This is a genomic window from Geminicoccus sp. (assembly GCF_036263595.1).
Taxonomy (GTDB): domain Bacteria; phylum Pseudomonadota; class Alphaproteobacteria; order Geminicoccales; family Geminicoccaceae; genus Geminicoccus.
Genome location: NZ_DATAGQ010000041.1, coordinates 1 through 13319 on the forward strand (window position 1 = coordinate 1; position 13319 = coordinate 13319).

Annotated in this window: 15 protein-coding genes and 2 pseudogenes; 12 read left to right on the top strand and 5 right to left on the bottom strand. The window is 62.6% G+C overall.

Translation table 11 applies throughout. The features are described from left to right. The 3 genes and pseudogenes from VHL31_RS03160 to VHL31_RS03170 form a co-directional block, all read right to left on the bottom strand. Positions 1–239: pseudogene (locus VHL31_RS03160) on the bottom strand (hypothetical protein); the annotation flags it as partial. Continuing rightward, on the bottom strand, positions 232–1104 hold the full coding sequence (locus VHL31_RS03165) for a sugar ABC transporter permease (protein ID WP_329659752.1): 873 nt from the start codon (positions 1102–1104) through the stop codon (positions 232–234). The gene VHL31_RS03165 and the pseudogene VHL31_RS03160, both read right to left, overlap by 8 nt. Before the next feature lie 62 nt (positions 1105–1166). After that, a complete protein-coding gene (locus tag VHL31_RS03170; RefSeq protein WP_329659753.1) occupies positions 1167–2516 on the bottom strand; it encodes an extracellular solute-binding protein in 1350 nt (449 codons plus the stop codon). Positions 2517–2874: 358 nt separating this feature from the next. On the opposite strand from VHL31_RS03170, the gene VHL31_RS03175 reads away from it, so the two are divergent. Then, positions 2875–3327 carry an MgtC/SapB family protein gene (locus tag VHL31_RS03175; RefSeq protein WP_329659754.1) on the top strand — a complete coding sequence of 151 codons (453 nt, stop codon included), beginning with the start codon at positions 2875–2877 and terminating at the stop codon, positions 3325–3327. Between the two features lie 463 nt (positions 3328–3790). Here the strand turns inward: VHL31_RS03175 and VHL31_RS03180 are convergent, their stop codons facing one another. Then, positions 3791–4993, bottom strand: coding sequence for a tyrosine-type recombinase/integrase (locus tag VHL31_RS03180; protein WP_329659755.1), 1203 nt, complete (start codon positions 4991–4993; stop codon positions 3791–3793). Between the two features lie 93 nt (positions 4994–5086). Here VHL31_RS03180 and VHL31_RS03185 point away from each other — a divergent pair, with 93 nt between their 5' ends. The 11 genes from VHL31_RS03185 (at position 5087) to VHL31_RS03235 (ending at position 13015) form a co-directional block, all read left to right on the top strand. Beyond that, on the top strand, positions 5087–5584 hold the full coding sequence (locus tag VHL31_RS03185) for a hypothetical protein (RefSeq protein ID WP_329659756.1): 498 nt from the start codon (positions 5087–5089) through the stop codon (positions 5582–5584). A 53-nt stretch (positions 5585–5637) separates the two neighbouring features. After that, positions 5638–5847 carry a hypothetical protein gene (locus VHL31_RS03190; RefSeq protein ID WP_329659757.1) on the top strand — a complete coding sequence of 70 codons (210 nt, stop codon included), beginning with the start codon at positions 5638–5640 and terminating at the stop codon, positions 5845–5847. A gap of 2 nt (positions 5848–5849) precedes the next feature. After that, positions 5850–6122, top strand: a complete 273-nt coding sequence (locus VHL31_RS03195) for a hypothetical protein (RefSeq protein ID WP_329659758.1) — start codon at positions 5850–5852, stop codon at positions 6120–6122. Beyond that, positions 6122–9097, top strand: a complete 2976-nt coding sequence (locus VHL31_RS03200; RefSeq protein ID WP_329659759.1) for a primase-helicase family protein — start codon at positions 6122–6124, stop codon at positions 9095–9097. Before VHL31_RS03195 ends, VHL31_RS03200 begins: the two co-directional genes overlap by 1 nt. Then, positions 9084–9797, top strand: a complete 714-nt coding sequence (locus VHL31_RS03205) for a hypothetical protein (protein WP_329659760.1) — start codon at positions 9084–9086, stop codon at positions 9795–9797. The genes VHL31_RS03200 and VHL31_RS03205 overlap by 14 nt, the downstream gene beginning before the upstream one ends. Further along, positions 9794–10120: a hypothetical protein gene (locus tag VHL31_RS03210; protein ID WP_329659761.1), complete on the top strand. Its 327-nt coding sequence runs from the start codon at positions 9794–9796 to the stop codon at positions 10118–10120. Before VHL31_RS03205 ends, VHL31_RS03210 begins: the two co-directional genes overlap by 4 nt. 515 nt (positions 10121–10635) lie before the next feature. Further along, positions 10636–11064 (top strand): hypothetical protein, encoded by a 429-nt coding sequence (locus VHL31_RS03215; RefSeq protein WP_329659762.1) that lies wholly within the window; start codon positions 10636–10638, stop codon positions 11062–11064. Further along, on the top strand, positions 11064–11291 hold the full coding sequence (locus tag VHL31_RS03220) for a hypothetical protein (RefSeq protein ID WP_329659763.1): 228 nt from the start codon (positions 11064–11066) through the stop codon (positions 11289–11291). Before VHL31_RS03215 ends, VHL31_RS03220 begins: the two co-directional genes overlap by 1 nt. Further along, positions 11281–11739 carry a hypothetical protein gene (locus tag VHL31_RS03225; RefSeq protein WP_329659764.1) on the top strand — a complete coding sequence of 153 codons (459 nt, stop codon included), beginning with the start codon at positions 11281–11283 and terminating at the stop codon, positions 11737–11739. Before VHL31_RS03220 ends, VHL31_RS03225 begins: the two co-directional genes overlap by 11 nt. A 158-nt stretch (positions 11740–11897) precedes the next feature. Then, the gene (locus VHL31_RS03230) at positions 11898–12359 is read left to right on the top strand and encodes a hypothetical protein (protein ID WP_329659765.1); all 462 of its coding nucleotides are present in this window, start codon (positions 11898–11900) and stop codon (positions 12357–12359) included. Then, positions 12356–13015, top strand: coding sequence for an HK97 family phage prohead protease (locus VHL31_RS03235; RefSeq protein WP_329659766.1), 660 nt, complete (start codon positions 12356–12358; stop codon positions 13013–13015). The genes VHL31_RS03230 and VHL31_RS03235 overlap by 4 nt, the downstream gene beginning before the upstream one ends. Positions 13016–13186: 171 nt before the next feature. On the opposite strand, the pseudogene VHL31_RS03240 reads toward VHL31_RS03235, so the two are convergent. Next, a pseudogene (locus VHL31_RS03240) lies at positions 13187–13319 on the bottom strand (IS481 family transposase); the annotation flags it as partial.

Sequence of the window (13319 nt, forward strand, 5' to 3'; positions counted from 1 at the left end):
ACCGTGCTGCACAGGGTGATCGCGATCGAGTTGACGAGGAACGGCCAATACTCGCTCAGCACGGCGCGGAAGTTCTCAACATAGGTGAAATCGGGAATCCAGACCGGCGGGAGCTGGTAGATCTCCATCCTGGTCTTGAACGCGGTGAGGCCGATCCAGATCAACGGCGCCAGATTGATCAGGGTGAGGACCAGGGCGATGCCATAGAGCAGGGTCGCGCGGCGCCGCGAACTAGGCATGCTCCGTCCTCCGCAGATAACGCATCGCCAGCGTAGTGACGGCAAGGGTGATGAACAGGATCACGATCGCAGCGGCTGAGCCATACCCCATGTTGAAGAACTGGAAGGACTGCCGGTAGGCGAACATGCTGATGACTTCGGTAGCGTCGCCGGGACCGCCGCGGGTGGCGATGTAGACGACGTCGAAGAAGCGCAGGTTGTCGATCAGCCGGATGATCGCGCCGACCAGCAGCACGTCCCAGAGCGACGGAATCTCGATGTTCCAGGAGACCTGGTACCAGGCAGCGCCGTCCAGCGCCGCGGCTTCGTGGATCTCGCGGGGGATGGCCATCAGCCCGGCCAGCATGATGAGCATCAGGAACGGCGTCCACTGCCAGACATTCACGGCGATCACGGACAAGAGTGCCGTCTGTGTTGACCCGAACCAGGCCAGCCCCGGCAGTCCCGCCAGGCTCAGAAGGTAGTTCGCAATGCCGAGCGTCGGGTTGAGCATGTAGGTGAACATCAGGCCGGTGATCACGGGCGTAACCATCATCGGCAGGATGAAGAAGGTCCGGAGCCAGTTCACCGTCGGGAGGTGCGCGATCTCGTAGAACAGCTTCGCGATGGCAAAGCCGATGACGATTTCCAGCGTGATCGAGGTGCCGGCCAGGATGCCTGTGTTCAGGATCGCCTTCTGGAACAGGGGATCGGACAACAAATTGACGTAGTTGTCGATACCGATGAACTGGCTGCGGCGGGGCCGGGTCAGGTTCAACGACGTCATGCTCATGTAGAGCGAGTAGAAGAAGGGAAAGAGCCCGATGACGGCGAGATATATGATGCCCGGCGCGATGAACAGCAGCTTCGTCGTTCGGCTGACCAACTTGCATTACCCCGCAACAGAATGGCCGGGTGCCAGGACCCGGCCATTCATGCAAGTACCGGTTACTGCTGGACGGTGTAGCCGCCCTTGCTCATCAGCTCCGCGATCGTCGTCTGAAGCTCGCTCAGCGCCTCGTCGACGGAGACCTGGTTCTGCAGGGCACGCGAGAAGTTCAGGCCCACCGTGTCGATGATCTCGAAGGATTCAGGAATACGCGGCCGGCACTCCGCGTAGACGTTCTTCTGGCTTTCCTCGATCGTCTCCACCCAAGGCATCTTCGCCCGGATCTCGGGATCCTGGATCGCCGACAGCCGGCTGGGTGGGCCGCCCAGGAGGACGAACTGCTTGTGGACGTCCTTGCTGGTGAACCACTTGATGTAGTCCCAGGCGAGGTCCTTCTGGTTGCTGTGGCTGTTGATGCCCATCACCCAGCCACCCAGCGGCGGCACGCCGTCGATGCCTTCCTTGTGCGGGAAGACCGTGGTCCCGATCTTGTCGGCGATCTGGCTCTTGGACGGATCGTAGAAGCCCGGCGTGCGCACTGACCAGGCCGTGATCATCGCGGTCTTGCCCGTGGTGAACGTCGCGGCCCGCTCTTCCCAGGCGATCGATTCGGCGCCCGATGGCTGGTACTGCAGCATTTCCTTGAAGAACTCGAAGACCTGCTTGGCTTCGGGTGAGTTGAACTGCGGGGTCATGTCGCTGTAGGGGTCGGGGTTGCCCGGCACCGTAGTGGCGAACGGCTTGCCGCCGAAGTTGAAGATCCACTCGAAGAAGGACTGGCCGATCGCGGCACCGCGCGCGTTGTTGAGCGCCGTGCCGTACATGCCGGGAAAGTCGGGGTTGTTAGTGAAGTGCTTGGCGGCCGCCTTGAACTCGTCGATCGTCTTGGGCGGCTGCAGCCCGGCCTTCTCGAACAGGTCCTTGCGGTAGTGCAGCATCATGAAATAGGCGCCGAACGGCACGCCGACGATCGTGTCCTCCCACTCTGCGACCGTCTGGAAGGCCGGGACGAAGTCGTCCCATGCCAGCACTTCCGGCTTCGTCTTCTCGATATAGGGCTTCAGGTCCTCGACGAACTCGCCGCTCCAGAACTCGCCGACCCAAGGGGAGTCCAGCACGATGATGTCGTACTGCGAGCTCTGCGACGTGCCCTCCAGCACTTCCTTCTCGTGGGTCTGGTCGTAGCCGAACGCGTCAATGACCACCTTCGTGCCCGTCAGCTGCTCGAAGGTCGGGTTCAACTGCTGGAAGCCGCTGACCCAGGGATCCTGGATCATCAGGATCCGCAGCGTGGTGTCCGGGTACTTTCCCAGCTCGGACGCCCAGTCGATGCCGGTCTGAGCCTGGCTGATCATCGGCCAGGTCGCGACGATCGTCCCGGCCAGCAACAGTGCGGTTCTACGTTTCATTGTTTAGGCCTCCTCTTGATCTTGCTTCAGCTGAACTAGTGCCAGCCTGGACAAACGTCACCGGTCCGTCCGCCCTACAGGCTATGGAGGTGACGATCTTTCGTACCCTGCAGATCGGGCCGAAACCGACGTCATCTTGTCCTGGATCCCGCGATAACTGCGCGGATGATCGCCTTCCCGTAAATCGTTACACCGAACAATACGTAGATCTGCGTCCCTGGCAAGTGCATCCTTTTGCCTGGGATCGGGAGTGATGGGCGGCGTTGACCGCGCCGGGCAGCCTCTAGGTGTGCTGGTGCACATTGGCGGCACCCTGGTGTAGGGGCGTGGAAGGCAGCAGGCCGCAGCGGAAGAGGCCATGGATATCACTGAAATCGTCATTCGTGTCGGCATGGCCACGGGAGCGGGCCTCCTTCTCGGACTGGACCGGGAGCTCCGAGGCATCTCGGCGGGCATTCGCACTCACGCGCTGGTGGCGATGAGTTCGGCGCTCATCACGATCTCGGCCTTGATCCTCTATTACGAGCTGAGGGATCACCCCAGCGGATCGCCGGACCCGCTGCGGGTCATTCAAGGCTTGGCCCAGGCAATCGGGTTCGTCGCAGCTGGCGCGATCTTCGTGTCCAAGACCGATGTCCACAACCTGACGTCCGCCGCGAACATCTGGCTGGCATCCGCGGTGGGGATTGCCGCAGGAGCCGGCCAGAAGGACGTCGTGCTGGTAGGCCTCGCCTTCGGCATCTTCATCGTCACCCTGGTCAGGATCGCCGAGCGCTTCCTGCCGGGGAAGGACAGGATGGACCGGAGCTGACGCCGCCGGCTGCGCCGGTCGCAAGGGCATGGCCCGGGGTGCTGCGCCATGTGAGGGTCGTTCCTGGCGCCAGGAGTGGTCGATTGTCATGCTGGGCAAGAACGACTGTGCCGACCGGAACCAGTTGCCATCGACATTCAAGAACATCGAAGGCCGCGTCCGGCAGCTGGGCCGGCAACGGGCCGGTCATGATCTGGCGGGGCCGCACCGACAAGCACCGCGACTGGTTCAACAAGCCATGGCTCGACTTCACGGGCCGGACGATGGCGCAGGGGCTGGGCCATGGCTGAGAAGGCCGCGGATCTGCGTACGGTGATCGGGCTGGCGCTGGCTGGGAGGAATGACGGCTACGCTCGCGTCGGCCGCCACGAGACGACGCACTCCCTTGATAGGAGGCGACGAAAGGATGTTTGGAGCGGCAATGGTGCCCAGGGACGGATTTGAACCGCCGACACGCGGGTTTTCAGTCCGCTGGTTTATCGTTGTAGATCAACAATTTGCCGCCGTTTGTCGCGTCCTTGTCGCGCTCAGCTGAGATGAGGGCCGTTTCTGCGGCCGCTAAACGAGCAGCATCGTCATCCTCGTCAGGCCACAAATGACCGTACACATCGAGTGTCAGCTTGATCGTGCTGTGGCCCATGAGGGTCTGAACACGCTTAGGGCTGAAGCCTTGGTTGATCAACCAGCTGGCGTAGAAGTGCCTAGTGACGTGCAGCCCGTGCCGAGGACGTGCAACTGGTTGCCCAGCCTTGTTCCTTCGGGAGACCGTAAGCCCGCATTCGATCTGGAGTGGACCCCAGACCCTGTTCTTTAGGTTAGCGAGGCTCTCGGGCTTGCCGGCACCGTTGGGGAAGACGAGATCGAGGTCACCCTTGGGGCAGATCGATTGCCATTCCCTAAGCCATCCGACCACGGCAGGTGGTAGCGGGATCGTCCGACGAGATGATGCTGACTTCGGGCTGCCAATGTGGCCGTTCTCATCCGCTCGCTGCGTGACCGCCAGGCGAGCCTTGTCCAGATCCAGATCAATCCACCGAAGCCCTCGGAGCTCGCTGGCGCGCAGGCCGGTGAAGATCGCAGTAGCAAGAAGCGGGCGGACCCGATCGCTGGCCTTAGCCAGTAGCATGCGGGCTTCGGCCGGAGAGATGATCTCGACCTTATCCTCGTGTCGTTCCTGTCCTGCCACCCGCACCGCGGCGGCCGCATTTTGCGCCACCAAGCCTTGCCGTTGGGCCGAGCTCAGTAGCTGCCTAAGCGATACCAGAACCTTCCTGGTCAGCGCGCGAGACTTGGTCGCCAACATGGTTTCGATGAAGCGGCCGACCTGTGGTGCGTTTAGGCGCGACAGCTTCACGGAGCCGAGGGCAGGGAAGATGTGATGGTCCAGGTGTCCTTGGTACTGCCGCAGGGTAGAGGCCTCGAGGCCGTCGAGCTCACAGCGCTTGATCCAGAGCTTGCCGGCAGCCTCCACCGTCAGAGATCCGCTTTCGGGTGTGTGAGTTCCTGACGCAACCTGATGCTGAGCCTGCACCGACCAGGCATCGGCGGCCTTCTTCGTCTGGAACGTCTTCAAGCGTCGGCGTCCGGCCGCGTCGACATAGTCCACGACCCATGCGGCGCGCTCGCGGCCGTCAGTTTTCCATGTGCGTTTACGGATGCTGGCCATGCCCAAACCTAAGCCACATCAAACTGTCAGAGAACGCTTAGTACAATCTGCTTGCAAAGGACATCCTTTGTCCTTAATCGTATCGCTATGACGATGACCGTTACGGATCTGGCGAAGCGCGTCCTTCCTCATGCGGATGAGCAGGAGCTTGCTGCGGCCGTGCGGCAGCTTCGGCATTGGACGCAGATCGGCCTTCTCTCGTTGGGTGCAGGCGAAAGCGTCTTCACCGGCACGGGACGGCATCGGGAATACGAAGACAGCGCACTTTATTCGGCGGCTTTGCTGTTCGAGATCGGGAAGTGGAAACTTCCGCCGAGTCTCATCGACCGCGTGGTGAAGTCTTTGGGCTTCAGCATTGAACGTCGCGCCAATGCAAATGATTGGCAGCTCTGGCAAGATGCTGTCTCTGGCAAAGCCGACATAGTCTTGTGGGTCGAGATGCATAAGCCAGCTGACCGACCTGGCTTAGTATTTGGGCTAGAGGGTAGAATGAGCTTTGCGAACCGACTTTCTAACAAGAGCAAGTCAGATGACCACGTCAGCACGTTCGTGGTGTTTTTGACTGACCTTTTCTCGCGTTTGCAGGGGTAACCCCCTTTTTGAGCATCAAAGGACAAGAGTTGTCCATTGTCTAAGGAGGTGTGATGGATAGTTCCGCCAAGTTGGCCCCGGCAGATGACCTCCTCCAGGGTGCCGAGGCCATTGCTGCGTTCGTCGGCGAACCGCGACGCAGGACGATCTACCTGTTGGAGAAGGGGCTCTTGCCTGCCGGCAAGCTCGGGACTCGGTGGGTGGCGTCGAAGCAGCGCCTGACCGAGTTCTATGCTCGCCTGACGGTCGGGCAGGCGGCGTAACCATGAAGAAGAACGAGGAGATTGCCGCCGGTCCCTGGCAGGACACGGCGGCGAACGAGGATGGCGTCACTCATAGCGTCACCTCGCATGGTCTGAAAGCTCAAACCGCTCGCGGGCGACTGTGGCTGATCACCCAGCACCGGCGCGTGATGGACCCGCGCTGCTCCGGCCGGCTGGTCCGCCAAATTGCTGCCGAGATCGAGGCGGAGCTCTTCGCCCTGCACCGCTGGCGGCGGGTCAACGAGGACGCGCCGATTTCGGAGTGGCCCGCGTGATGGCGGCGCTGAACTGGAACGCGACCGAGGGGCAGGGGCAGGCCTCGCCGCCGGGTATCGACTTGAACGATGCCGGCCCACAGCGAACCGAGTCGTCATCTCGTCATAGCAGTCTCGATCAGACGGAGATCCGCCTCACCCGCGTGAAGAAGCAGGGTGGGGCACTACTCTGTAAGCGGATCAGCCTCGGCGAGGATGGCACCCCAAAGTCTGACGGCAGCCCCTGCGCCATGGCGCGTGGCACGGCCATGCGGGTTCGGCTCAACGGGTCTCCCGCCAAGAACCTCGCCACTCAGATCCTCGATCTGGGCTCAGACGAGGCCTTGGTGCTCGGTGATCTGAGGGCGGATTTGCCCGACAAGATCGCGCTGGAGCGGGACGAGGTAGCCGACCCTGCGAACGGTACCCACGGCAGGACGAGAAAGACCTTCAGGTTCCCCGATGGGGCACCGTCGGTGGTGTTGCTGGACTACGACCAGAAGGCGATGCCTGCCGATGTCAGGCGTCGGCTGGAAGAGGTCGGCGGATTCGAGGGAGCTCTCGCGGCGCTCATTCCCGATTTCGCCGCGCTTGCCCGAGTGCAGCGCGCGTCGACGTCGGCTGGTCTCTACAACATCGAGACCGGCGAGCGTTTCCCCGGCAATGGCGGCCTCCACGCCTACCTGTTCGTTGAGGACGGCGCGGACATCCGCCGGTTTTTGGATACCCTGCAGAAGCGGGCGTGGTCGGCTGGGCTTGGCTGGATCATGGTCGCTGAGCGTGGCGCGCTCCTGACCCGAAGCATCATCGACACCAGTGTCGGCTCACCGGAGCGTCTGGTGTTCGAGGGTCCGCCCGCCGTGGTCGCACCGCTGGCGCAGGACCAGGCCGAACGCACACCGATCGCGCATGAAGGGGCCCGCCTCGACACGCGCCAAGCGGTCCCGCCGCTGACGGCCGACGAAGAAGCCCAGTTCACCAAGCTGGTGACCGCAGCCAAGCTGGCTGCCAAGCCAGAAGCCGAAGCGGCCATCGAAAAGGCGGCGGAGGCGTTCGCGCACAGCCGAGGGATCGATGTTGCCGAGGCACGGACGATCATCGTCTCCAGCCTCGAGCACAAGCTTGTCTCTCGCGATGTCCTGGAGTTCGACGACGACACGACCGCATCCGTCGCCGACATTCTCGCAGATCCTGGGCGCTACCGTGGCACGACGCTGGCCGATCCGCTGGAGGGGAGGGGCTACGGACGGGGCAAGGCAAAGGTCTACTGGAACAGCAATGGCTCGGTGATCATCAACTCGTTTGCCCACGGCAACATCGTCTACCGCCTTGCCCACGATGCCGCCTTTATTGAGGCGCAGATCACCCAGGCAGGGGAGACAGCGCCTTTTGTGCTGGCCAAGCTCATGCCGCATGCGCGCGACCTGGACCTGGTCACCTGCGAGCGTCTCCGCAACCTGGCTGCCAAGCTGGCCGGCGTCTCGCGTAGGGCGGTGAAGGCGACGATCGAACAAGCCGGCGTCAAGGCCCGCCAGGAGGCTCTCCAGGACGCCAAGGCTCGGCCACCAGACGAGCAGCCGGACGCTCCCAGTGGAGAGACCGGCCCTCATGTTGAAGCTGCGGATGCGGCGCAACCAGTTGGGGACTGGCGCGAGCGTCTCGACCGTATGGTCGAGACGATGAACGCGACGTACTTCGTGGCAGCCATGGGCGGTACCACGCGCATCGCCAGCGTTGAGTACGATGAGGTCCTGAAGCGGGAGCGTCTGGTCTTCTCCCGACAGGCCGACATCAAGCTCCTGTTCAATCACCGGCACTACATGACCGGGTACACCCAGAAGGGTGCGCAGATCTGGAAGGATCAGGGCACGGCCTGGGTCGAACATGTCAAACGCCGCACCTATCGCTGCATTGCCCTGATCCCCAGCGGCCCTTGCCCACCCGATACCTACAACCTTTGGCGCGGCTTCGGAGTCGTTCCTTGTCCGGGGCTCTGGCCGAAGATCCAGTATCACCTGAAGCAGATCATCTGCGGCGGCAGTGAGGACCACTACGACTGGCTGATCCAGTGGATGGCCTATTGCGTCCAGCAGCCAGGAAAGCAGGCGGAGACCGCGGTCGTGCTCAGGGGCCTCAAGGGTGCCGGCAAGGGCATGTTCGCCGACATCATGAAGGGCTTCTTCCGCGGGCATAGCCTGCACATCTCGAACCCCAAGCACCTGGTCGGCAACTTCAACGCGCACCTGGTCGATGCGCTGTTCCTGTTCCTCGACGAGGCGCTCTGGGGCGGGGACAAGGCCGGCGAAGGGGTTCTCAAGACCGTCGTCACCGAGCGCACGCTCATGATCGAGCCGAAGGGCGTGGATCCGTTCCAGGTCCCCAACCGGCTCAAGATCGTCATGTCCTCGAACAATGAATGGGTGGTGCCGGTTTCTGCGGAAGAGCGGCGGTACTTCGTGCTTGATGTCTCCGATGCCAAGAAGGGCGACAAGAAGTACTTCATCGATCTGGCCGCAGCGATCGAAGGCGATGAGCTGGCGGCGATGCTGCATGATCTGCTCGCGATGGATCTCTCTGAATTCAACCACCGTGAGCCACCGCACACCGAAGGCCTGAATAGGCAAAAACTGATCGGCGCCGATAGCTTCACCAAGTTCTGGTACGACTGCCTCATGATGGGCGACCTCCTTGGAATTGGTGAGGCTGATTGGCCCATTGATGTCGTCTGTGAAGAGCTCCGCGGTGCCTATGTCGAATACGCTAAGCAACATGGCGATCGTCACCCGATCACGCTCAACCAGATAGGGGTGAAGCTGCGTGAGTTGTCTCCGAGCGGGTTCGAGACATTCCGCTCACGTGAACCCTGGAACGGCAAACCAAGGCCGACGCGCTATCAGTTGTTTAGCCTCGATGAGCACCGCGAGGCCTTTTTGAAGGCCATGAAGATTGACCCGGCCGGTCATCAATGGGTGGTGGACGCCGATGATGCGGCGTGACGGAAGGGCGTGGCTGGTGGCCAACCTCTACACGCGTCGGCATGAGGCGGTCGCGAAGAAGAATGTGGGGCATGGCAATGGCCGACATGCGCTTGGTCAGGACGGTCAGAGAGGTGGTCAGGACGGCTTTTCCCGTAACTCTCTGAAAACAAAGCCTGGTCAGGATGGTCAGGATGGTCGGTACGATAAATCTGTTCAGGATGAGAACAGCGAGAATATACGGGCCTCATGGGTGCGTGTGTTTTTCTCTTCCTCACACGGATCTAATTTTCGTCCTGACCATCCTGACCATCCTGACCATCCTGACCATCCTGACCAGCCCAACAAAAACAGCGGGTTAGAGCGGTCAGGACGACAGGACGGTGACCTGACCATCCTGACCAGACGCCGACTGCAGGTACTCTCTGAAGGCGGCATTGTCTGCTACACCGGCAGACGGGCGGCATCTGGAGCAATGGTCCCACCGGAAGCTCACTTCAAAGAGGTCGCGCCGACGCCTGATCTGCTGGACGAACTCACAGCTTCGGGCTGGACGGTCATGATCTATCCGGCAGCGCGCATTCAGCTGCCGATTCCGCCTCTCAGCACATCCGACGTTACAAGTAATCATGACCGCTGGCCCGCCTACCTGATCAGCGACGATGCCGAGGTCGTGCTGCGCGGCGAGTTGGACGAGATCGAACAGGAGTTCTGCCCATGAACCACCGTCGCTATGACGAGGAGCGTGAAGAGGCCAAGCGGATGTTTCGCGTCACCGGCATCATCGTGAACCACTGGGCCGCCGGCGACGTGCTCATGGACTGCATCGGGGACGGGCGCCCCTTTCCTGATGCTTTGGTCGAGTTCCTGGCCGGTTCACGGGCTGATGCCCACGGCAATCCGCTGGAGGATGCCGAGCGTGCGGATTTGCTCATGTTCTACCATCGGCAAGGCCAGATCTCGGACGCCCAGTTGAATAGAGCGTTTGATGACTACCCCGAGCTGGCGGATGCGCCCCTTCCTCCGCCTGAGGAAGACCTGTGACGTACCCCAGCCAATCCGCGATCGAGGCCGCTCGTGTTGCCCTGGCCGAAGCCCGCGAACGAGGTTGGCGGATACGATTGGTCAACGGGTGGCCAGAGATCCGGGCGCCGTTGGCCACGATGTCTCCCCAGCTGGTCGATCGGCTGAAGGAGTTTGCTGACGCAGTGGCGGTAGTGCTGCAGGAGGAGCGTCGATGACCACCCGATACATCGTCGTCCGCAGTGGTCGTAAAGGCCCGTTGCGCTCGGTGGTCGTCGAGCAACGTCCGATCCTCACGCCTCGCCGGCATCAGCACATTGACGAGGCCGAGCCTGCCGAGCGCCTGGTGGAGCATGACCGCCAACTGATCGGCGTCGCCCCCAGCGATCGTCGCCGCTTTCGGCTGGCGCGGGCAGCGGATGGCACTGCCGTCCGCCTCGATCAACAGGAGGGGGCGGCCCGAAATCCCTGGTGCCCTCTGACTCAAGTACCGGATTCGCCCATTCACGCATACACGGCCAAAATTGGAGCTTTTGATGAGAGGTCGCCCTCCTCAACCCACTGCCCGGCTGCGACTCACCGGTGGCTACCGCAAGCACCGCCATGACCAACGTGCCGGCGAGCCGACGATCAATGCCGAAATCGGTGATCCACCTGCGAGCCTCTGCACCGCAGAGCGCAGGATCTGGCGTGAAGTCGTGGCTTTGGCCGACGCATGGCTGCGTGCGCCAGACAGGTTGACGTTGGAAACCTACTGCAGGCTCAAGGGGCTGGAACGTACCAACTTCAGCGAGATGACCGGCGCGCGGCTGGCGACATTGACCAAATTGGGTGGCCTTTTGGGCCTGAATCCAGCCGAAAGAACCCGAATCAAGGTGCCGGAACCGCCTGTTTTCGACCCTGCAGATGACTTTTTCGACCCGCTGCCATCGTCTCGGTTTCTGGCGCCGAAAGGGCGGGCGTGATGGCGAGGAGGTCGGATCAGGGGATGGAGATGATGGCCGGGGCGCGACTCGCCCTGGTCGAGCAGGCGATTCGGTTTGCGGTCGGGAGGATCGAAAGCGGCCAGACCTACGAGGGTGTGCAGCTGCTCCGTCGCCTGGTTCCGTGTGGTGCTGCCGTCTGGGCGCCGCCAAGAAAGCGCCCGCGCCGGCAGGAGCCGGTGCAGGGTGGAGGCGGTGATGCCGCCTAGCGAGGACGGAGCACCGGCTGCCGACGACTTGCCAGCTCGGCTGCAGCATGCGCGCGCGCAGATCCTGGCAAACCTGCCGGTCGAGCCTGTCTACCAGCCCATCGTGCTGGCTGCTCTGGACGCCATCATCGTCCGCTGCTCCCGGCAGGCCGAGATCGCCTTGCGCCGGGGCAGCCTGCGGGCCCGCAATCGGTACATCGTCGAACTTGATGCCGCTCTGCCACCACAGCGGAGCCTGGATCGCCGTGCACAGCAGGTGCTCGACCAGGTGAAGGCATATGAGAGCGGTGCCTTGCGCCGTCACCGAGGCTTGATTCAGTGCCCGCCGGAACTGGATGGCCGTCCCGAAGGTATCGTCTGGCACATCCTCAAGTCGTTCCATCGTGTGCCGCGATCTCGGACTGCTATCGAGGGCATTCTCAAGAATGCTAGTACGGACAGAAACTAACGCTCTACTTTGTCTGTCTGAGGCGTCATCGTTCAGATCAAGGCATAGGATGAGGTCTAGTTGTGAAGCTCTCGGCGGAATACCAGGAAGCCCGGATCAAGTGGGAAGCTGTTCGTGCTGAGCACAAGGCCGCTCAGGAGCGACTCGAGGATGCTCAGTTGGCTCTGCGGTTCGCGCAGGATCCGCCGGATGAAGTCGATGCTGCGGCCAGTAAGCTCTCCCTGGAGCGGGCTGCCCGGTTCCTCGCCGGCCGGACCCTGACCGAGCGGCAGCTTCGCCGGTTGACCGAGGACCTCGAGGATGAGGAACAGCTTTTGGCTCGCCGGCTCAAGCCGGTTCGGGAGGCCTGGGAGGCGGCACGGGGCCGGGAGAGCGCGCGGGTCGTGGGCTTGGTGCGCCCCCGGCACTTCCAGGTCGTGGGCCAGATGGCGGTCCTGGTGCAGCAGCTCTCGGATCTGGTCGCGCGGGAACGCGAGCTCCGCGCCAGCATCGGCGAGGCGACCGGGTTGCCGTCTGCAGCCCTGCCGGACGCCGGTGCCGAGTTCGGCGACCTCGTCGACTACAACTCCAGGCTTTCCGCCTGGGCGCGGCGGATGCGGCAGGCAGGAGCGTTGCGATGAGCGCCGACGGACTCGAGCCGCTCAAGATCAGGGGCTACGCCGCCTGCACTGGGCTCGACTACAGGATCAAGAACGGCATCTACGAGCGCATCGAGCCCGGGGCCTTTGCGCATCAGCACGGCCCCGTCTATGCGGCGCTAAGCCATGATCCCAGCCGTCGGTACGCTTGGACTGGCAACGGCTCGCTGAGGCTGTGGGAAGACCATGCCGGCTTGGCATTCGAGCTGGATGTCACCGATCGTGCCAGCGCCTGGCTAGCATCGCGCGTTGCTTGCAACGAATTCCGCGCATGCTCGATCATGATGAAGGCAGGGAGCAGGTTCACGCACTGCACCGAGTTTGGCCGGTCCGTCCAGGTGATGAACCGGATCCATCTTGACGAGATCTCGCTGTGTCACTCGGGCGCGAACCCCGGGGCAGCATGCTGGCTCGACGTCGAGGAATTTGACGATATTCCAGCCGGGATCCGCGTGGCGTGGGGAGATTGGCATGCTGGCTACCAGGCTTACCTGAAGGCGAAAGCGCCCTCGCGGCCGCGTACGGTCATTATCAGCAATCAGGGACGGCCCAGCTCAGGCAAGGTAAGCGTGCCGTCCTCCGTCATCGCGTTGCTCAAGGCTGGTCCGCCCATGGGGTGGGGCCGGTGGGGTACGTGATGCCCGCCGCCAGCACCGACCGCAAGGTCGTGGCGGGTTCGACTGCTGCCGGGACGGTCGGTGCGCGTCCCGGCAGTGTGCTCCAGGCTGCTGCTACCCGGCGCGGTCTATTCGGTCTGTTCGCTGGTGCTGCGGCGCTGCCGGTGGTGGCGGTGATGCTTAGGTGTCCTCTTAACCTCCTTGTCTGACAAATTGCTCAACGGTTTCCCATGGTCGTCGACCCTGGTTGCGGTAGCCCAGGTGCGGTCGCTCATGGTTGTAGTGGTGCAGCCAGGCATCCAGATCGGCCTGCAGGGCTTCCACG